We start from the raw sequence: 21116 nt of genomic DNA, 5'->3' as shown, positions 1-21116 counted from the left end.
GTTATACGGGTCGAATACTGTCTTCATCCAGCTCGGCTTCAAAATAGCGGCACAGCGTCTGTATATGCTGATCTGCGGCTATTGATTCCCGAGCCTGAGTTAATTTCTCTTCATAAATAGCCTGACGCCATTCCAGCGGCGTTTTAACCGTCATATCTTCATCTTCAACAATGGTCAGCGTAACCGGATGTCCGGCTAATTGACTGATAGCCTGAGCTAATACCTGCTGAGCAGACTCCGAATTCAAATGACGCTGAGAAGGTCGCAAATGCAGACAGACTTCATTCTCAGACAGCTGTTGTTTAAAGGCGTTCAATGCCAGTTGTTGAACCAGTTTAGGCAACGGCATTTGATTTATCTCTGCCGCCCATGGATCTCTGGTTAATGACTCCTGCGCCAGCTTAGCCGAAAGTTCAGGGGTTTTCTCATGTTCCAGGGCGGAACGCAAAGCTTTTGGTGTTGCCACCGGCTCATTAACCGCTTCAAAATCGTTTTGCGCTTTCCAACGATAACTATCTTTTTTGGTCGGAGCTGATGACGGCGCTTTACTACGGGCGACAGCCCCCTTTTCGGTTGCCGAAGCGAGACGTTCCAGCACCGAAGATCCCGGCTTCACTTTTGATGGTGCCGCCGGTTCACCCTTTTTTGACTCGGGGTTCCCCTGATTTCGTCGCAGTTGATTGCGAGCCTGTAACATCTGTGCAGTAGTTTCTGACAAACCTGCCGCGATCTGATCCTCTTGCGGATCCGGAGCTGACGTTTGCGCTACAGGCACAGTCGTTACTGTTGCAGGCGGTTCTGATGTAGCAGAAGTAGGCATATCACGAGGGGTATAAACAGGTACGCTTTGTGATTCGTGGCGCGGTTCATAAGCTGGTACAGTCGGTCGGGAAACCGGAGATGCAGGCGCGCTGGTATTTTGCGCTACTGTTTCTGGCACTTTTATCACCGCTTTAGGGTGAAAAGCCAGTGCCCGCAACAGCGTCATTTCAACGCCCATTCGCCGATCTGGCGCATAGGCTAATTCTTTACGACCCACTAATAGGGTCTGATAGTAGAGCTGTAGATCTTGCGGAGCCATTTGCCGTGCTAACTCACGCATCCGCTGTTCATTTTGCTGTAGCGGATCTAGCGCAGAAGGCAATAACTGTACCATGGCTACCTGATGTAACAAGGCCAGCATATCCACCAGCAGAGTTTCCCAGTCGACGCCTTTGGCCGCAATCTGAGTCACTAATGACATCAATTTTTCGCCATCCGCCTGATTTAATGCTTCAACCAGCGCCAGCGAATGTTCATCATCCAGTGTACCCAGCATCATGCTAACGGATTCGGTAGCAACGACGCCATCACCCATGGCAATTGCCTGATCCGTCAGGCTGAGAGCATCACGCATACTGCCTTCCGCTGCACGGGCTAACAGTTGCAGAGCTCTGGGTTCGGACTGAATGTGTTCAGCCTGAAGAATTTTATCTAACTGACCTTTTATCTGCTCCACATCCAGTGCTTTCAGATGAAACTGTAAGCAACGGGAGAGAATGGTTACCGGTAGTTTTTGCGGATCGGTAGTTGCCAGCAGAAATTTGACGTGCTCTGGCGGCTCTTCCAGCGTTTTCAGCAGTGCGTTAAAGCTGTGACGGGAGAGCATATGAACTTCATCGATCAAATAGACTTTGAAACGACCACGCGCTGGCGCGTATTGAACGTTATCCAGTAATTCGCGGGTATCTTCAACTTTAGTACGCGAAGCGGCGTCAATCTCTAACAGATCGACAAAGCGCCCTTCTTCGATTTCACGGCAATTACCACATTTACCACAGGGAGTGGCGGTAATACCGCTTTCGCAATTCAGACCTTTCGCCAACAGACGAGCTATCGAAGTTTTGCCTACGCCACGGGTGCCAGAAAAAAGATAAGCATGATGGATTCGTCCTAAGGACAAACCATTAGAAATGGCGGTCAGAACGTGTTCCTGACCGACAACATCTGCAAAGCTTTGTGGGCGCCATTTACGGGCCAGAACTTGATAGCTCATTGGTACCAGAAAAGTCGATTAAAATAGGTGAAACATCTTACCACAGCCGATGATTCGCGACGACGTTTGTTCTGGATTAATGACCGTCAAACGAGACAAGGCTATAACTTTCAACGTTCTGAGCGGTTAAACGTGCCCGGCCACCCAGCTCAGGTAATTCAATAACAAAAGCCGCATCGCTTACTTCACCACCTAAACGGCGAATCAGTTTTACCGTAGCGCTAATAGTGCCGCCGGTTGCCAGCAAATCATCAATCATCAGCACTTTATCATTTGGCTGAATGCTGCTGGTATGAATTTCCAGCACGTCGGTGCCGTATTCTAAATCATAGGTTTCTTGCAGCGTTTCGCGAGGCAGTTTGCCCTTTTTACGTACCGGAACGAAACCAACACCTAATGCTAAGGCTACCGGAGCACCAAACAGAAAACCACGGGCTTCGGTACCCACAATCTTGGTAATACCTTTATCTTTATAGTGATCAACCATCATCTGAATGGTTGCGGCAAAAGCAGCCGGGTTTTCCAGTAACGTAGTAATGTCACGGAAAAGGATTCCTGCTTTTGGATAGTCAGGGATAGTCATAATGCTATCTTTGATCAGCGTTAGCTGCTGTTCTGTCGTCGTCATAAATATATACCCGGTTAACTAACGGTTCTATTCCATAACGCCGGTGTCGGGGTCTATTTTTCCATCAATAAACGCGGGGACAGCGGCGAAAAACGCTCAAATCTATGCAAAGCACGCAGGAAATGCAACTGGTAGTTGTCACAATAAAGGAATTAATCACTTTTTTGCTGCAATGGATCAATAACCGGCAATCTCAACATAAATATTAGCAACACCAGCAAAATTGCCAGTAACAGCACTCTAACCCACAGCAATGAGATCAGCCATAATGACACTGCAAACGTAATAACGATCAACAAAATCGCTTTACTCTTCGCTCCCGGAGGTAACCCGCGATAGGTCTGCCAGTGGCGTAGATAAGGGCCAAACCATGAACGATACAATAACCAGTCATGAAAACGTGGTGACGAACGGGCAAAACACCAGGCCGCCAACAGTAAAAAGGGAGTTGTTGGTAACACTGGTAATATAACGCCAAGACAGGCTAACCCCATCGCCAGCCAGCCAAGGCAGAGAAGAAACCATCGATACATAATTCCGCCCGTTATGAAAACCCTGAAGCTAGTCTAATCAAAAATAGCCCTCACCCCAACGTAATGATAGTCATTCTCGCACAATCGGTGCAATTTCAGCCAAGTTCTCTATCCCATTTTTATTCAAACGCCCGCTGATATAAGATGTCATCACGATCTCCGGCAAAAACTATCGTCTGAACATTATTGCCACCTTACACCAATCAGGGATGCCTATGAACACCGGCGCTTTATTACAGGCTTTACAGCATCAGGTACAGCAACTGGCTCAGGCCATAGCTGATGCCCCGGCCTCTGGCGTGATGCCTCCCCGTTTTGACGACCAGCTTTTTAACCAGCGCGACTCACGTCTGAGCCACTACCTGACTGAAGTAGAGAAAAATTTGCAGCAGCTAAAACAGGAAGTGGATAAAAATCGTCTGGAACAGGTGGCCTTTCTGGCCGAGCGGATCGTGGCGCAAATCACTGCACTTCAGCGTGAACTGGCAACCCTCAATCTACGTAAAAGCAATACTACGGCGATAAAAACCAACAGCGATATTTACCAAACCCTGGCCCAGCATCAGGACTATGAGCGGCGTCTGCAAGAGATGTTGAGAGACAAAGAAAGCCAGCTTATTCAGCAAACTACTTTACAGGCTCAGCAGCAAATTCAAAAAGAGCTGGCTGCGCTGGAAGGTCGTTTGATGCGTTGTCGGCAGGCTCTTAAACGAATTGAAAAACAGATTGAACGTCGGGAATCAGGTTTGTAATTGCGCCTTCAGGCGTAAGTTACAATTTGTTACATTCTTATGCATTAAACACACAACTCAAAAATTAATTCACCAATAATGACGGAACACCACCAATTACAGGAGTTATGTGATGAATATAAAGTATCTGTTTTCTGCCCTGGCCCTTTTATCCGGTTCGGCTTTTGCCACATCGATTACCCCAACGCCTTATGTCATAACCAAAAGTGAACTGTCGTCCCCCATTATTCTGGAAGGCTCACAGGAGCATAACTATCTGAAGATTTCACTGACGGGTACCAAACAAGACACCGACAGACGCACCCCAATCAATCTGGCATTGGTTATTGACCGCTCTACGTCTATGTCCGGCGATCGCATCGAAAAAGCACGTGAAGCCGCAATACTGGCAATCAATATGCTAAAAGATGATGACATCATTTCAATTATTGCCTATGACAACGATGCCCATGTGGTTATCCCAGCTACCAAAGCCAATAACAAGCAAAAGCTGATTAAAACCATTAATGACAAAATCACCCCTCAGGGTTGGACAGCCCTGTTTGCCGGCGTCAGCAAAGGCATTAAAGAAGTTAACAAGTTCCATAAAAAAGATCAGGTAAACCGTATTATTCTGCTGTCTGATGGTCAGGCTAACGTAGGGCCAAGCAGCACCAAAGAGCTGGCGGACTTAGGTATTGTTGCGGCTAAACAAGGTATCGCCGTTACTACCATTGGTTTAGGAGCCAGCTATAACGAAGATCTGATGACCGCTCTGGCCAGCTATAGTGATGGCAACCATGCTTTTGTTGAGAAATCGGCCGATCTGGAAGCTGCATTTGTGCGTGAATTTAAAGATGTCATGTCGGTTGTTGCTCAGGAAGTGACTGTCACCATTCGTCTGCAAGACGGCGTTAAACCAGTTCGTCTACTGGGCCGTGAAGGTGATATTAAAGGCAATAACGTTACGGTCAAAATGAACCAGCTGTACTCCAATCAGGAAAAATATGTCCTGCTAGAAGTTATTCCGCCTAAAGGCAAAGAGAATGAGAAGAAGCCATTAGCCGATGTGGTTATCAGCTACGACAACTTACAAACCAGCAAAAAAGATAATCTGGAAAACCGTATCGATATTGCTTACAGCAAATCAGAACAGGCAGTGAAGCAAGCGGTTCAGGAAGAGATCGTGGTTGACTCGGCAATTCAAAAAGCCAACCTTGAAAATGAGAAAGCGATTAAATTACTGGATGAAGGCAAAAAAGACGAAGCTAACAGAATTATTCAACAAAACGCCTCTACTCTGGACGCATTATCCAGTTCTGTCAGCAGCCCGTCAGCCAGAGCTAAAGCCAGCGGAGGTGCGGTTGAGAATAAAAAGCTATCTGAAGATTTAGATAGCAAGTCTGAAGCAGTTTCCCGTAAGAGTATGAAAGAGAGCACCTATAAGACACAAAAACAGCAATCTAAAAACTAAGTAACACTTTTTTCACCGGAGATTAGGTAATCTAATCTCCAATTGATTACAAAGTCTGTTGGTTGAGTTTTGTACCTTAAGATAGTCAATCGGAGGGAGAAGGTGCCGTGGGGGTCGACTTGGCGTAAGCCAACGAAGTGCCCGTAGGCAGCTTAGGCCCGACGCACTCCACAGCTAAGTACCGATGGTTTACCGACCATTACCGATGCAGATATAAGCACTTTGTTTTTACGGTCGGAATATGAGTAGGTGCTAATTTATTTGGTTTATCAGCAGCCTGAGATTAGGTAATCTAATCTCAGGTTTATCAATTAAATAATTGGGTATGGAATGAAATCTAAAAAGTTTCTTTATCTGTTTATGGTCGTCACTGTCCTGATTATTGGACTGATTGGCTATTTTGGATACCGTACTCTGTCACAGGAAAGTACCTTAAATGAATACCAAACCCAACAACTGGCGAAAACCCGGGTAGCGCAAACTCAGGATTTCATTTTGCAGCAGTTGGGACAAAAACAAATTCGCTTTAGTGCCATTCTGGCCTACCTGAAACTGGACCCACTGTCGCTCAATACGCTGATTGCTCAGGATAGTGATATTGAAGCACTGTTTGTATTGGAACATAACAAACTGGTATTTCCGGATGCCTACAACCCGCTAAATCAAAAAGAATCCCGTTTTATTGAGCTAATCACACCGATTATTCAGGATCCGGCCATTCTTATCGCTAAACAGCATCAGTCTGACGATAAACGACCTGATTCCGGCTGGTATGTGATGCAAGAGCAACAACAACCGGTACTGATTTACTGGCATAGCCTCAACGACCGAACTATCGGGTTTAAACTGTCCTATGTAAAATTGCTGTCAGATATCGTTTCCAGCATCGATTTCAACTATGAGCCAGACAGTCTGGTGATCTCCGATAACGGTCAGGTGCTGTATCAGTCACTGACCCGTGCTTATGATAAAACCAAACAGCCAACTTATAATCAGGCACTGCCCTTCCCGCTTCATGCCTGGAAGATTGACTATTACGCCAGTAACAACAGTAACTACTCACTCTATTATTTCACCATTGGTCTGTTAGCTATCGCCATTCTGGCGGTAGGTGCTATTGCGTTATCGCTGTATCGTGAATTTAACCGGGCAACCCGTCTGGCCAGTCAACAGGTTAGTTTTGTCAGTCAAGTATCCCACGAACTTAAAACTCCGCTCACCAATATCACATTGTACGCAGAAATGCTTAAAGAGATGGAGCAGGAAGAAGATAGTCAAAATACTCACTATCTGGAAGTGATCATCAGTGAAAGCCGACGCCTGTCACGCCTGATCCAAAATGTGCTGACGTTTACCAAATCACCGAAAATCAATCTACAGCCGGTGGATATCAACCAGTTACTGGCACAAATTCATACTATCTTCACGCCAGTATTTGAGGCAAAAGGAATTCATCTGGCCTTGACGGTTGAAGGACACCTGAATACCCACAGCGATATTGACCGGATCACGCAAATCATCAGCAATCTGCTTAGCAATGCGGAAAAGTATGCCGCCGAAGGCAAGAAAGTCCAGCTCAGTGCCAGCCAGGATGATGAAAGTATTTATATCCGCGTGCGGGATTATGGCAAAGGCCTGTCTGACAAAGAGCTGAAACATATCTTCCAGCCGTTCTATCGAGTGAAATCAGAGATTACCGAAGGGGTTACCGGAACCGGTATTGGCCTGACGATCGCACTTCAGTTGGCTCAGAGCTTGTCTGGCACCCTGATAGCTGAAAATTGTGATAGCGGACTGGAATTTACTTTATGTATTCCGCGTACCTGAAAAGCAACGGGCAACATAATACGGATAAATAACCATGAAAATTTTAATTGCTGAAGACGACGTTCATATTCGCAATGGATTGAGCGATATGCTCTCCCGCGAAGGCTACAGCATTATTACCGCTGAAAACGGTAAAGTTGCATTAATGAAATATCAACAAGAGCAACCTGACTTCATTATTCTGGATATTATGATGCCAGAGCTGGATGGCTACTCGGTGTGCAAAGAAATCAGAAAAAGTGATGAACATACGCCAATCGTCTTTCTTTCTGCCAAAGGAGAGGAGATCGACAAAGTATTGGGTCTGGAACTGGGTGCTGATGATTATATTAATAAGCCTTTTGGTATTCATGAAGTACGCGCCAGAATTAAAACCATTGCTCGCCGCTGCCTGAAAGCCAAACAAAACTCACCCGATCAAATGTTTCAATTTGGCGATCTGCAGGTATCTCCGGCAGAACTCTGCGCCAAACGCGGACAACAGATCATTGAGTTATCGCTGCGTGAAATTAAAATTCTGATGTGCCTGTGGCAGCACAAAAATCAAGTTGTCACTCGCGATATGCTGTTTGATTGTGCCTGGGGATATGACCATTTGCCTAACAGCCGCACGCTCGACCAGCACGTATCTAAGTTGCGTAAACTTATTGAGTTAGATCCGGTTACTCCCATACTGATTAAAACCATACACGGTACCGGTTATCGATATCAGGAATAACTGACTGTAGAAAAAGTCGCTACAATAGCAACACCATTAACTCTTATCCGAGGCGTTTATCGATGTCACTGGAACAAGCTCCTGAAGAGGTCAAGCTGGCTGTCGACCTTATTTATCTGCTGGAGAGCAACCAAATTGATGCAAAAACCGTATTGGCTGCACTGAAAATTGTTGAACAGGACTTTTTACGTAAAGCAGAACAAGAACAGCTGCATGACTGAAATTGCCCGTATTACTTATTTTGCTGATGGGCAGTAAATACTCCCGCACTAAACAGAGTGTAAGTTAGCATGATTAACACCGGCAACCATTGCGGCTCTTTCAGGTAAGGGGCTACCCAATGAAAAGAAAAACAGACCAGCAAAGCAAAATCATAGGGCTGGTAACCAAGAATCGGTTCTCCGCCTGCCGATAACACCAGCGTGCAAACGACCTGTGCGTAGAGAATAAAAAGTAAAAAAAGAATATAACGCCATAACCGCTGCCGGGGTAAAGGCATATAGCGGCCATAAACATGCCCCATCGCCAATAATCCCAGACAAAAAACCGCCAGACAAAACCAGCGAGTTATTTGAAGCAGGCTTACCCGGCTAATGGTAAATCCTTCACTCAGTACTAAGTCACGACTAAACCAGGCGCTGGAATCCATCAGTAACAGGCAAAAATAAGCCAGTACCTGACTTAACAACGGCAAAATCCCTACCAGCATCAATAGTAAGAGGATGAATGCCACTGGCGAAGAACGAAAAACAGAACGGGAATGGGTCATTAATTAGACCCGTTCTGATAAATGATATCACTCATCAGAATGTCAGCACTTTATCTGCTGCCAGTGTCCACTGGGCCAGCTCGACTAATGTACCTATCTCTACCCCCTCAATCAGAGGTAACTGGCTGATACCACGACCGTCAGTGCAAGTTTTACATAATTTCACTTCGACGTTTTGAGCCGTCAGGATCTCCAGCATTTGCTGAAGATTATAACCTTCATGAGGTTTCTGACCGCGAATTCCGGCGCTAACCGCGTCTGACATCAGGAATAGTTTTAATTCACAATCTGGCGACTGCTCGCGAATAGCGATAGACAGGCGTAAAGCATTAAATAAGAGTTCGCTGCCATAAGGCGCGCCATTAGCGATAACCAGTATACGTTGCATCTGTTATTTCCTGTGATGGGATAAACTCACCCTGAGGCTAAAAACACTCTTTCTTTAACGAGGGGCTATGTTTCATTAAGTCAATAAAAGCATCTACTAGCCGTGGGGCTTCCTGTTCTAATGAATAAGATTCCGGCATAAAAAGCCAGTTCTCAATCAGACCACAAATATATGCCCGTAAAGTGATGGCTGCAAGGCTGATATCCAGCTGTTCATCCAATTGTTTATGCTGAACGCACAATCGCAGATCTTTCTCAATTCTTTCATAATTTTCAAGGTATAAAGATTGATGAATTTGTTGTAATGAGAGCAATTCTCCGACAAACTCACACTTATGAAATAATATACCCAGTAAAGTTCTTCTGCGAGGATCCGTTACAGTCGCCTGGAGAACAAAAATAAGTGTATGACGTAATGCTAACAGCGGTTCAGAGGGAAATTCATTTCTGTATCGCAGCACTACGTCATCAATGCTAGACTCTATTTGAGTCCACATTGCATTGAAAATATCGACCTTATTTTTGAAATGCCAGTAAATAGCACCCCGCGTCACTCCTGCCGCCAGGGCTATATCATTCAGCGATGTACTGGATACTCCCCGCCGGGCAAATTCCTGCATGGCGGCATCAAGAATATGCTGACGGGTTTCCAGGGATTGTTGCTTAGTTTTGCGGCCCATAATTTTTATGCTTTATGTGCGGTGTGTTGTGTAATTACTTACATACATACATGAATGTTTGTATTATAGCACACTAAATTTTTGAGAATAACCGTGTGGTTACCTGAGTTTAACTATAACGGTAACTGATATTGAAATATTGAGTTGAGGTTGATCTATGAGTAGAAACAGAGGGGTGATGCCTCTGGCAGCGGTGCTAATGCTTTCAAGCGGTTTAGTACTCGTAGGATGCGATAATAAATCCGACGCGGGCGCCCAACACGCAGCTCCAGAAGTTGAATTTGTAAAGGTAAAAACACAACCAATCAATATCACTACTGAGCTTCCTGGTCGAACATCTGCTTTCCGTATTGCAGAAGTACGCCCTCAGGTAAGCGGAATTATACTTAAACGTCAGTTTACTGAAGGCAGCATGATCAAAGAGAGCGATTCTCTTTATCAAATCGATCCGGCAACCTATCAGGCGACTTATAACAGTGCCGTTGCCGATCTGGCTAAAGCAGAAGCTAACGCGACCCTGACACGTTTAACGGTGAAACGCTATCAACCACTGCTGAAAAATAACTTTGTTAGCCGCCAGGACTACGATACTGCCGTAGCTAATGCACGTCAGGGCGAAGCCAGCGTACAGGCAGCAAAAGCTGCAGTGGAAACCGCCCGCATCAACCTGGAATACACTAAGGTGATGTCCCCTATCAGCGGTTTGATTGGCAAATCCAGCGTCACCGAAGGTGCATTGGTTAATGCAAATCAGGCAAATGCTCTGGCAACCGTACAACAGCTAGACCCTATTTATGTTGATGTCACCCAATCCAGCAATGATTTCTTGCGTATGAAGCAAGAGCTGGCTGACGGTTCACTGAAAAAGGAAAGCAAAGCAGCGGTAAGTCTGGTTTTTGATAACGGTAGCGTCTATAAGGAAAAAGGCACTCTGGAGTTTGAAGACGTCACTGTTGATGAAACCACTGGCTCTATTACCATGCGTGCTGTTTTCCCGAACCCAAACAATCAACTACTTCCAGGCATGTTTGTTCGTGCTCGTGTTGACGAAGGGGTAAAACCTAACGCGATGCTGGTTCCTCAACAGGGAATCACTCGTAACCAACGTGGTGAAGCCACAACGCTGGTTATCGACAAAGAGGAAAAAGTTGAATCACGCGTTATTACTACCGGTCAGGCTATTGGCGCTGACTGGCTGGTAACCCAAGGCCTTGAGCCTGGCGATCGTGTGATTGTAACGGGCCTACAGAAGATCAGACCAGGCGCATCTGTCAGTGCTAAAGAGTATGCAGAAAAATCGAAAGATGATGCACCAAACGCACCAGCAGCGAAATCATAAACGAGATTGAGTGTAGCAGATGGCTAAATTTTTTATTGATCGCCCTATATTTGCCTGGGTAATCGCCATAATCATTATGTTGGCGGGGGCTCTGGCGTTAGTCCAACTACCGGTATCGCAATATCCTACGATTGCACCACCGGCTGTTTCTATATCTGCATCTTATCCGGGTGCCGATGCGCAAACAGTACAGGACTCTGTCACACAGGTTATCGAACAGAATATGAATGGTATCGATAACCTGATGTATATGTCCTCCACCAGTGATTCGGCCGGTAACGCCTCTATCACCCTAACGTTTGACTCTAAAGCGGATCCAGATATCGCTCAGGTACAGGTTCAGAATAAACTGCAACTGGCGACACCACTGTTACCGCAAGAAGTACAGCAAATGGGGATCAGCGTTAAAAAGGCCACCAGTAGCTTCTTAATGGTTGCCGGTTTTATCTCTGAAGATGGCTCCATGAGTCAGGAAGATATCGCTGACTATGTGGGTTCTAACGTTAAAGATCCTCTCAGCCGTACCAACGGCGTTGGGGACATACAGCTGTTTGGTTCACAATACGCAATGCGCGTTTGGTTAGATCCTAATAAGCTGAATAACTATTCGTTGACACCACTTGACGTTAATAACGCCATTAAAGTTCAGAACAACCAGATTGCTGCAGGTCAGTTAGGTGGTACACCACCAGTAAAAGGCCAGCAACTGAACTCATCTATTATCGTGCAGACTCGTTTACAAACCCCGGAGCAATTCGGTCAGATTCTGTTAAAGATTAATACCGATGGTTCACAGGTTCGTCTGAAAGATGTGGCAACGATTGAGTTAGGTGGTGAAAGCTATAACGTGGTCGCACGTTTCGATGGCAAACCAGCATCTGGTCTGGGTATTAAGCTGGCGACCGGTGCTAACGCACTGGACACAGCAGCGGCGGTTAAAGCTGAATTAACCGCGCTGGAAAGATACTTCCCTGCTGGCCTGAAAATCGTTTATCCGTACGATACAACACCATTCGTTAAGATCTCTATTAACGAAGTAATCAAAACGCTGGTAGAAGCAATTCTACTGGTATTTATCGTAATGTACCTGTTCCTGCAGAACCTGCGTGCGACCCTGATCCCTACCATGGCAGTACCAGTGGTGTTATTAGGAACCTTCGCGGTACTGTCAGCATTTGGTTATTCGATAAACACCCTGACGATGTTCGCCATGGTGCTCGCCATCGGCCTGTTGGTTGATGACGCCATCGTGGTAGTAGAAAACGTTGAACGGATCATGGTGGAAGAAGGCTTACCACCAAAAGAAGCCACTCGGAAATCCATGGGGCAGATTCAGGGAGCTCTGGTAGGTATTGCTCTGGTGCTGTCGGCAGTATTCGTACCAATGGCCTTCTTCGGCGGCTCTACCGGTGCGATTTACCGTCAGTTCTCGATTACAATTGTTTCGGCGATGGTGCTGTCGGTATTGGTAGCGATGATTCTGACCCCAGCGTTGTGTGCCACCATTCTGAAGCCGGTAGCAAAAGGTAGCCATGGCGCTACTACCGGGTTCTTTGGTTGGTTCAACAATATGTTTGAGAAGAATACCCACCACTATACCAATAGTGTCTCTAACATTCTGGGTAGTACTGGTCGTTATATTCTGATCTATCTGGTTCTTGTTGTGGGTATGGCATTACTGTTTATTCGCCTCCCCTCTTCTTTCTTACCAGAAGAAGATCAGGGTGTATTCCTGGCGGCAGTTCAATTGCCTCAGGGCGCAACTCAGGAAAGAACCCAAAAAATTCTGGATGAAGTTAGCGACTACTTTATTACCAACGAGAAAGACAACGTTGTTTCGGTATTTACCGTTGGTGGCTTCGGTTTCAGCGGACAAGGTCAGAATACCGGTCTGGCATTTATTAAACTGAAAGAATGGGATGAACGCCCGGGCGCTGATAATAAAGTGTCAGCCATTGTAGGTCGGGCATCCAAAGCATTCTCTCAGATTAAAGATGGTATGGTGTTTGCTTTTAACCTTCCGGCTATTGTCGAATTGGGTACCGCTTCTGGTTTTGACTTCCAGTTGATTGACCAGGCAGGTTTAGGACATGAAAAATTAACTGAAGCACGTAATCAGCTATTAGGCATGATCGCTAAACATCCTGATATGTTGGTTGGGGTTCGTCCAAACGGTCTGGAAGATACGCCTCAGTTTAAACTGACTATCGATCAGGAAAAAGCACAGGCATTGGGCGTATCCATTAGTGATATCAACCAAACTCTGTCAACCGCTCTGGGTGGATCTTACGTAAACGACTTTATCGATCGTGGTCGTGTGAAGAAAGTTTACGTACAGGCTGACGCACCATTCCGTATGGTGCCAAAGGATATTGATAACTGGTTTGTGCGCGGTACAAATGGTCAGATGGTTCCTCTTTCTGCCTTCTCCAGCGCACACTGGCAGTATGGTTCTCCACGTCTGGAACGTTATAACGGTTTACCTTCCATGGAAATTCTGGGTGAAGCGGCACCAGGCAAGAGTAGTGGCGATGCCATGAAACTGATGGAAGACTTAGCGTCCCAGTTGCCGGTTGGTATCGGTTATGACTGGACCGGTATGTCCTATCAGGAACGTCTGTCAGGTAACCAGGCACCATCACTGTATGCCATTTCACTGATTGTGGTATTCCTGTGTCTGGCTGCTCTGTATGAGAGCTGGTCGATTCCGTTCTCAGTTATGCTGGTTGTTCCACTTGGGGTTATCGGTGCTCTGGTGGCAACTACCTTACGCGGTATGGAGAACGACGTTTACTTTATTGTAGGCTTGTTAACCACCGTCGGACTCTCGGCGAAGAACGCCATATTGATTGTAGAGTTCGCCAAAGACCTGATGGATAAAGAAGGTAAGGGTTTAATAGAAGCAACTCTGGATGCGGTACGTATGCGTTTACGTCCAATTCTGATGACTTCTTTAGCCTTTATGCTCGGGGTTCTACCTCTGGCAATCAGTTCCGGTGCGGGCTCCGGCTCTCAGAACGCGGTAGGTACCGGGGTTCTGGGTGGTATGGTCAGTGCGACTATACTGGCAATCTTCTTCGTACCGGTGTTCTTTGTGGTAGTGCGTCGCCGCTTTAGTAAGCGCGGTGAAGATATCGAGCATTCACATGCAGTTGAACATAAATCCTAAGTTAAGATTGAATTAACTTCTCCTCAGGGGCCGCAATTGCGGCCCCTGTTTTTTACATCGTACAAATAAGGGATTAATATCTTAGCTACACATCAGGTAAATTTCCGGAGGCATCATGAAGAATTTCTCCGAGCTTTCAGAAAAGGAAATTCTGGCTCTGGCCATCTCGTTAGAAGAAGAAGATCACAAGATATATAACGAATTTGCAGAAGGATTACGGGAAACCTACCCCGATTCGGCAAAAATTTTCGAGCTTATGTCTCTGGAAGAAAATGGACACCGCCACCGTTTAATTAAGCTGTATCAGGAAAAGTTTGGTAACCACATTCCCTTAATTCGTCGACAGGATGTAAAGGGCTTTGTTGAACGCAAACCTATCTGGCTTAGCCGTCCATTAAGTATTGATAAAGTCAGAAAACAGTCAGAAGTGATGGAGATAGAAACCCAGAACTTCTACTATCAGGCTGCTCTCAGAACTACGGATGCTGCCGTTCGTCAGCTGTTAGACGATCTTGCAGCAGAAGAGCACCGCCATCAGTTGCGGGCAGAACAGCTGGAAAAGCAGCTAATTAATCCGAAAGTGCAGGAAAAAGAGAATAAGTCTGCCCATCGCCTGTTTGTACTTCAGATTGTGCAGCCTTCGCTGGCCGGCTTAATGGATGGTTCAGTTTCTACGTTGGCACCGGTATTTGCAGCAGCGCTGGCAACCAAAGACAGTTGGCAGGCCTTTCTGGTTGGCTTAGCCGCATCCCTTGGTGCAGGCATTTCTATGGCATTTGCTGAAGCAGTTTCAGACAATGGTTCATTAACCGGACGGGGAAATCCATGGTTACGTGGTGCTTCCTGTGGGGTTATGACAACGCTCGGAGGACTGGGACATACCCTTCCCTTCCTGATTAGTGACTTTTGGACGGCAATGATCGTTTCAGGCGTGGTGGTGATATTCGAACTGGCGGCTATCTCCTGGATCCGCAATCGTTATATGGATACGCCGTTTCTACAGGCTGCTTTTCAGGTAGTTGTAGGTGGATTGCTGGTTTTCGCCACCGGACTGGTTATTGGTAGTTCGTAACTTTTTCATTTTGAGATAACCATAACGATGCCCAAAACAGGCCGCGTTATGGTTATTCTTATCATTATTTAACGCTTTTATTATGCTCTGCCAACCAACGATTCATCATCTCGATCTCTCCTTCCTGAGCTTTAGTCACCGCTTCCGCCAGTTTACGAATTTCAGGATTTTTACCGTATTTCAGCTCAATACGGGCCATTTCAATCGCTCCCTGATGATGGGGAATCATTCCCTTCACAAATGCTACGTCTGGATCAGACTCCCTGATCGCAGCCATCATTGGCTCATGCATCATGCTCATGGCGGCGGCATACTCTTTGCCTGCCGGAGTCAGAGAACTATTGTCCATTGCACTTACTTGCTGATGCACACTATGGCTAACCGGTTCTGCTGCAATAACCGCTCCCCATATGAAGAACAAGAATAACGAGACCAAAATAGATTTTTTCATTGTGATTACCTGATACTGTAAAAATGGATTTATTCTGTAGCCGGAAAATGCATTTTTGGTTTAACGATGCCAGCCAGCTACCGGTAAAGTATTGTTGATAAATCACAATCGTGCCTTTATCTGGCGATAATTCAGTAACGGCAGGCAAATTGCCTCGCTGTTAAACTATGCTAAAATGGAATCAATTAGTTATCATGACATTGAGGTTGTGAGTTTCATACGGAACCTTAATGATGAAAATTAGAAATTTCTTTATTTTTATTATCTTATTCATAATTACATCACTGAGTATTCTTTTCGTTTCTACCATTAGCGGTGATTTATCCGACCTTCGAGCTAACATCAAAGAACAAAATAAAATTAAATATCTCCAGCTATTATTGATAGCCGGTGAACGTATTTACGATGAACACCAGACATCAAAAATGGCCTCTTTTTATCAAATTGCCGGCCCGATAAATTATCACCCGGTTAATACAGCAATTAATAATCTGCTCGAATTCACTGAACAAGAACCTAAAAAAAATGAATTCCCTCACGATAAATATGCAGCTTTAGAAGTTAACCGGTTATCGGAAGAAATAAGAAAAGATAAACGCTTTGCCAGCTCTTACTCTTTTAATCGACTGGAATCGATTATTGAATATCAGATTATTCAGATTCAAAACCATTCGGCTGAGTTTATGATTGCCATTGAAGGCGTCAGATTAACCACTCAGTTATATAGTTTTTTTACCGAGCTTATCGATCAACTGATCGATATTGAGGTATCTCACAGCATGGATGAATCTTCGGCAATTAAAGCCATCAAACTGCTGGGTGCGATTGATGAAACAGAGAGCCGGCTGGTCTCGATACAGAAAAATTATCTTAAGCACAGCAATAAGAGTGAAGAAATTGACGCCTTAGTCAGCGAAGTTTTCAGCCATGACACCATTAAAATAAACCATCTTATTTACAATAATTTTGATCATACTGATAGTAATGATATTGGGTTGCAACGGGTTAATCACTCCTATTTTCAGGCAAAAGACCATCTTTCAGCCTTAAATAAAATATTACTGAGCGAGGCCATTGAAATATCGGCTAATCAAATTTACCTGTCCAGAATCAAAATCTATAGCATAGTGTGCTTTCTGGCGATCTTCTTTCTGTTTGCCATTCTGCCTATTTCAGTCATGATCTTTAAACTTAGTGGTGCATTTACACTGGTTCAGAAAGCCGTTACACAGCTTTCCAATAATGACCTGAATATTAATTTTAATGAAAATCAAAGCCGCTTTAGTTTTGAGCTGGAATCCATTATTCAATCACTGACTAAACTGAAAAAAATTCAGATAGAAAAGTATCGACTGGAAAATCGCAATAAAGAGTTAATCCGCAAGCTACAGCTAAGTGCCACCACTGATTATCTCACCGGTATCTCTAACCGTCGGGCATTTCTGGATGCTATTCGATATTTACCCGCAGAACAGCAATACAAAGCATCTCTGGCCTTGATAGATATTGATAACTTTAAGCGTATTAACGATCGCTTTGGTCATAGCTGTGGAGATGAAGTATTAATGAAATTCTCCCGACTGCTGAAAGCTTTTTTTAGAAAAGAAGATTTGTTTTGCCGCTATGGTGGAGAGGAGTTCGCCATCTTACTGTACGATTGTGATAATCAGCAGGCGCAAAAAACCCTTGAACGGCTATGTAAGAAAACCCGCTATCTCTCGGTTATTGTTCCTGAATCAGAAAAAGAAAAAGTCTATTTCACTATCAGTATTGGTACTACCGAACTTGCCGATCGCTCCAGCATTAATCATGCGATTAATCGCGCAGATAAAGCACTGTACCATGCTAAAACAACCGGAAAAGATCGAGTGGTTACCTATGCGCCACAGATTGAAGTACCAACAGAGTAATTATTGCTGACAGATATTATTCCCGTTGATATTTACTTTTTTTATGATCAATCCCCTGATGATTTCTCCCAATATTCGATATCATCCGCCAATAGTTAAATATGGATTGGATCACACCGGATGAGATTTGCCTTAAATTTTAGCTTATTACTGATATCGTTAGCCATTTCGGCTGCTTGTCTATGGATTGCCAGTCATAGCCAATGGTATTGGGCAATTGCCGCCATTTGGTTTTTCTCACTCATCAATAATATGCCATTTGCCGTGATGCATGAGGCTGTGCATGGTGTCGCAGCCAAATCCGAACGAGGAAATCGTATTATTGGTACCATCGCCAGTTGGGCTTTCCCCACCTCTTTTTTATTACAGCAACAGGCTCATCTTGACCATCACCGCCGTAACAGAACTGATGAAGAACTATATGACTATTACCTGCCTCAACAGTCAAAATGGCTACGTAGTACCTGGCTTTATATGGGAAACCTGTTAGGTTTTTATTGGTTTTTCGTGGTATTAGGCAACGTCATATACCTGTTCGCCTGCGGATTCTACCGTTCAAACCTGTTCGTTCATAAGATAGCGCCGGTATTAGGCTTTGGCCCCCAGGTTGCAGAACTGGTTAAATTACCTGCGTTTCGGGTGTGGTATGAAATTGCCATGTCGTTTGGCTATCAGGTGCTACTGTTTTGGCTGTTAGATTTAAACTGGCTTGGCTATCTCGCCTGCCAAATTGCTTTTGCCCTTCACTGGTCAGCATTACAGTACGTTGACCACGCCTGGAGTAGCAGAGATGTCAAAAATGGGGCCTGGAATTTAAAGGTACTACCTGTTTCACGCTGGCTTGCGCTAAATTACCATTATCATCTGGCCCACCACCAGAAACCGGAGGCCCCGTGGTATCAACTACCCTCGTTAGTTGACCATCAGGCACAACAACCCAGTTTCTGGCGCGTCTATTTTAGCCTGTGGAAAGGTATTCGCCCGGCACCACCGATGGGTGCCCCGGCAGACTTAGCGTTTCTTTTTCCGGAAAACAAAGAAACCAAATAATACCCCCAATAATATCCCGCCTACGGCACCACCAATCGCACTTTTCATGATGGTGTCGCGGGCTTCATTTAACAGAGGATTATCCATAAAATCAGTACCAATATGGATGGCTTTTATCTTCCAACGCCCATCTTCTACTACCAGAGTAGCTGTCCAACGGGTATGAAAATCATAGCTACGCCCATCGCTCAGGCTATATTTCTCTATACCGGTTCCATAAACCACACCCCAGGTTTTATCCGGTGATAGCTCCGTAACAACATCAGGCACAAACGTAATATTTAACTTCTTTAAAAAACGTTCAGGGCCAAACCACTTATGAAAATAGGGTACAACCTGCTGCTGTCCATTGATAAATTCCTGAGTAATCGGTGTAGCTTTAATCTCTTTACTCAATACCGGAAGCATCTTTTCATATTCACCGCTGTTAATGGCATCGGTCACCGTTTTTAACGTTTGACGTAGCTCATCATGAATAACTTTGTCCTGCTCTTCTGCTTGTACATTAATGCTAAACAGCATCACGACAAGAATCAGTAATTTTTTCATAACGTCTGTCCATAAGTTGATAAATGAAAAACGACAGCAGTCCACCCGAGAAAACATCCAACAGATGATGTTGATGGGTAAATAGCGTAGAAAGTATTAAACCTGATAGCCAAATTATCAGACCATAACGAACCAGAGATCGGCTATTCCGTACGATTGCCAGAACAATAGTGACAGAATAGGCCACATGGAGTGAGGGCACCAGATTATGAGGTTTATCTAATGCAAAAATATATTCAAATATCCCCCGATAAAGGCCACTCTCCGGTAGCTGACGGGTAAATCCTAACTGTGCAGGAAACAACAAAAAAATTATCGCACCAGCAATAGTTACCAGAATAAGTTCACTGGATAATCGCTTTAGCTCAGGGGAGTTCAGGAAAAATACCGGCAGCATAAACACCAGGTACATTGAGAGATAAAACCAGACAAAAGCAGGAATAAAGGGAATTGCCAGTTCTGCCTGCATATACAGTGCAAAAAAATCGCTACGCGTACTGGTAAACCAGTTTATGGTGGGATACAGCCCAAAAAAGAACACGCCTACCCAACAAGAGTAAATTAAATACGTCTTCAGGCGTTTGGTAAAAGGTTCCAGGGGTAATTCCATTTATCTAAATCGAATAAATAATCATAGCGTTATAGTCTCATAACTCCCGGCTAAATAACCTGAATTACTTGTTACTTCAGGCCAAATCTCATCTGGTGCTTTTTATGCACCTCTTTATGGAATAGTAGCGTATAACGCCAGAATGAAGCCATTCTTGATAAAGACTGCAGAGTCATTCTGATATCGGAAAAGCGTCGGATAATTGAGGGTAAGCTATTAAACTGGCTGCGGGCCTGATGGCAAGCATTTGTCAGTTGTTCTGCCGTCATTAATTTAGGATTGAACGCTGCCTGGTTAAAACGATACTCAGGATGCAGCCACCACTTCTGATCGTAAAGTAACCTGCCCTGCTGTTCGAGCTGAGTATAAAGTGGGGTATTGGGATAAGGCATCAGAATATTGTATGCAGCAAACGCAAAACGGTTTTTCAATGCAAACTCCACCGTTTGTTCAATGCTTTCCAGAGTATCGTGGTCGTAACCCAGCGTAAAAGCAGCCCAGGTCTGCATGCCGTGATCCCGTAGTACTGCAATCTCATCAGTATAATGCGAGAAGTTCCGCATGTTAGGTGATTTTCTGGCATCCTTTAGGCTCAATGGATTGATGGATTCAAAACCCATCACATTTCCCCAACAGCCGCTTTTTTGCATCAGAGACATCAGTTGACGGTTCTTAGTGACATCTAAACTGGCCTGGCTAATCCAGTTTACTTTTAAAGGCGTGAGCGCATGACAGAGTTCTATCAGGGCTGGTTGATCTGAAGCGATATTATCATCCACAAAGAAGATAAATTTGCGTTCCTGCTGTTCTATTTCCCGCACTACATCATCAATTTTTCTTAAGTAATGCTTACGTCCAAAATATTGAGTTACCGCGCAAAACTGACAGGCAAAACGACAACCGCGAGAAAACTGCATCAGAGAAATAGGCAAGTAATCCTTTCCCCGAAAGATATCACGCCGCGGTAGTACGCTTGATCCACAATGAGTTATTTGCCCGGTGCCAACTGGTGCATCATAACGTGCTTTTAAGCGATGGTGGCGAGCATCATTGATCAGTTCATGCCAGAGCGTTTCCGCATCACCGGTAAACAGACTATCCGCATATTGTAGCGCGCCGATTTTATTTGCATAGATTTACACAATATTTTGCATAATCGCACAATACAAACAGCATGCATTTTG

The 21116-nt window shown here is 44.8% G+C and carries 20 protein-coding genes; 10 read left to right on the top strand and 10 right to left on the bottom strand.

Annotated elements, in window-relative coordinates:
• Nucleotide 1: 1 nt before the first annotated feature.
• The 3 genes from dnaX to GOL65_RS17725 form a co-directional block, all read right to left on the bottom strand.
• On the bottom strand, nt 2-2035 hold the full coding sequence (dnaX, locus tag GOL65_RS17735; protein ID WP_140918151.1) for a DNA polymerase III subunit gamma/tau: 2034 nt from the start codon (nt 2033-2035) through the stop codon (nt 2-4).
• Nucleotides 2036-2111: 76 nt separating this feature from the next.
• Nucleotides 2112-2663 (bottom strand): adenine phosphoribosyltransferase, encoded by a 552-nt coding sequence (gene apt / locus GOL65_RS17730; RefSeq protein WP_140918152.1) that lies wholly within the window; start codon nt 2661-2663, stop codon nt 2112-2114.
• A 152-nt stretch (nt 2664-2815) separates the two neighbouring features.
• Nucleotides 2816-3196: a DUF454 family protein gene (locus GOL65_RS17725; RefSeq protein ID WP_140918153.1), complete on the bottom strand. Its 381-nt coding sequence runs from the start codon at nt 3194-3196 to the stop codon at nt 2816-2818.
• A 215-nt stretch (nt 3197-3411) separates the two neighbouring features.
• On the opposite strand from GOL65_RS17725, the gene priC reads away from it, so the two are divergent.
• The 5 genes from priC (at nt 3412) to rsmS (ending at nt 8167) form a co-directional block, all read left to right on the top strand.
• A complete protein-coding gene (gene priC / locus GOL65_RS17720; protein ID WP_140918154.1) occupies nt 3412-3948 on the top strand; it encodes a primosomal replication protein PriC in 537 nt (178 codons plus the stop codon).
• Between the two features lie 112 nt (nt 3949-4060).
• A complete protein-coding gene (locus tag GOL65_RS17715; RefSeq protein WP_140918155.1) occupies nt 4061-5401 on the top strand; it encodes a vWA domain-containing protein in 1341 nt (446 codons plus the stop codon).
• 330 nt (nt 5402-5731) lie between these two features.
• Nucleotides 5732-7228 carry a sensor histidine kinase gene (locus GOL65_RS17710; RefSeq protein WP_140918156.1) on the top strand — a complete coding sequence of 499 codons (1497 nt, stop codon included), beginning with the start codon at nt 5732-5734 and terminating at the stop codon, nt 7226-7228.
• 34 nt (nt 7229-7262) lie between these two features.
• Entirely contained in the window at nt 7263-7946 is a 684-nt protein-coding gene (locus tag GOL65_RS17705) for a response regulator transcription factor (RefSeq protein WP_140918157.1), read from the top strand.
• Between the two features lie 62 nt (nt 7947-8008).
• Entirely contained in the window at nt 8009-8167 is a 159-nt protein-coding gene (gene rsmS / locus GOL65_RS17700) for a pleiotropic regulatory protein RsmS (protein ID WP_140918158.1), read from the top strand.
• 11 nt (nt 8168-8178) lie between these two features.
• On the opposite strand, the gene GOL65_RS17695 is transcribed toward rsmS, so the two are convergent.
• Genes GOL65_RS17695 through acrR form a run of 3 tightly spaced genes read right to left on the bottom strand, consistent with a single transcriptional unit; the run spans nt 8179 to nt 9782 of the window.
• Nucleotides 8179-8715, bottom strand: coding sequence for a hypothetical protein (locus tag GOL65_RS17695; RefSeq protein WP_179038477.1), 537 nt, complete (start codon nt 8713-8715; stop codon nt 8179-8181).
• A 34-nt stretch (nt 8716-8749) separates the two neighbouring features.
• Entirely contained in the window at nt 8750-9103 is a 354-nt protein-coding gene (locus tag GOL65_RS17690; protein ID WP_140918160.1) for a DsrE/DsrF/TusD sulfur relay family protein, read from the bottom strand.
• Nucleotides 9104-9140: 37 nt separating this feature from the next.
• Nucleotides 9141-9782, bottom strand: coding sequence for a multidrug efflux transporter transcriptional repressor AcrR (gene acrR / locus GOL65_RS17685; RefSeq protein ID WP_140918161.1), 642 nt, complete (start codon nt 9780-9782; stop codon nt 9141-9143).
• Nucleotides 9783-9939: 157 nt separating this feature from the next.
• Here acrR and GOL65_RS17680 point away from each other — a divergent pair, with 157 nt between their 5' ends.
• The 3 genes from GOL65_RS17680 to mbfA all read left to right on the top strand — a co-directional run bounded on the left by GOL65_RS17680 (nt 9940) and on the right by mbfA (nt 15362).
• Nucleotides 9940-11121, top strand: coding sequence for an efflux RND transporter periplasmic adaptor subunit (locus GOL65_RS17680; protein ID WP_140918162.1), 1182 nt, complete (start codon nt 9940-9942; stop codon nt 11119-11121).
• Nucleotides 11122-11140: 19 nt separating this feature from the next.
• Entirely contained in the window at nt 11141-14290 is a 3150-nt protein-coding gene (locus GOL65_RS17675) for an efflux RND transporter permease subunit (protein ID WP_140918163.1), read from the top strand.
• 115 nt (nt 14291-14405) lie between these two features.
• Entirely contained in the window at nt 14406-15362 is a 957-nt protein-coding gene (gene mbfA / locus GOL65_RS17670; protein ID WP_140918164.1) for an iron exporter MbfA, read from the top strand.
• 64 nt (nt 15363-15426) lie between these two features.
• On the opposite strand, the gene copM is transcribed toward mbfA, so the two are convergent.
• Nucleotides 15427-15732 (bottom strand): CopM family metallochaperone, encoded by a 306-nt coding sequence (copM, locus tag GOL65_RS17665; protein ID WP_407657525.1) that lies wholly within the window; start codon nt 15730-15732, stop codon nt 15427-15429.
• A gap of 311 nt (nt 15733-16043) precedes the next feature.
• Between copM and GOL65_RS17660 the strand changes: the two genes are divergently transcribed.
• Both GOL65_RS17660 and GOL65_RS17655 read left to right on the top strand, forming a co-directional pair.
• The gene (locus GOL65_RS17660) at nt 16044-17723 is read left to right on the top strand and encodes a GGDEF domain-containing protein (RefSeq protein ID WP_140918166.1); all 1680 of its coding nucleotides are present in this window, start codon (nt 16044-16046) and stop codon (nt 17721-17723) included.
• A gap of 120 nt (nt 17724-17843) precedes the next feature.
• Nucleotides 17844-18773, top strand: a complete 930-nt coding sequence (locus GOL65_RS17655) for a fatty acid desaturase family protein (protein ID WP_140918167.1) — start codon at nt 17844-17846, stop codon at nt 18771-18773.
• On the opposite strand, the gene GOL65_RS17650 is transcribed toward GOL65_RS17655, so the two are convergent.
• The 3 genes from GOL65_RS17650 to GOL65_RS17640 form a co-directional block, all read right to left on the bottom strand.
• The gene (locus GOL65_RS17650; protein ID WP_140918168.1) at nt 18735-19322 is read right to left on the bottom strand and encodes a YybH family protein; all 588 of its coding nucleotides are present in this window, start codon (nt 19320-19322) and stop codon (nt 18735-18737) included. The genes GOL65_RS17655 and GOL65_RS17650 overlap by 39 nt on opposite strands.
• The gene (locus GOL65_RS17645) at nt 19285-19932 is read right to left on the bottom strand and encodes a phosphatase PAP2 family protein (RefSeq protein WP_140918169.1); all 648 of its coding nucleotides are present in this window, start codon (nt 19930-19932) and stop codon (nt 19285-19287) included. The genes GOL65_RS17650 and GOL65_RS17645 overlap by 38 nt, the downstream gene beginning before the upstream one ends.
• A gap of 71 nt (nt 19933-20003) precedes the next feature.
• Entirely contained in the window at nt 20004-20864 is an 861-nt protein-coding gene (locus tag GOL65_RS17640) for a B12-binding domain-containing radical SAM protein (protein ID WP_228723153.1), read from the bottom strand.
• Nucleotides 20865-21116 lie beyond the last annotated feature (252 nt).

The organism is Limnobaculum xujianqingii, from assembly GCF_013394855.1.
Taxonomy (GTDB): Bacteria; Pseudomonadota; Gammaproteobacteria; order Enterobacterales; family Enterobacteriaceae; genus Limnobaculum; species Limnobaculum xujianqingii.
This window is presented reverse-complemented; position numbering and strand designations above follow the sequence as displayed.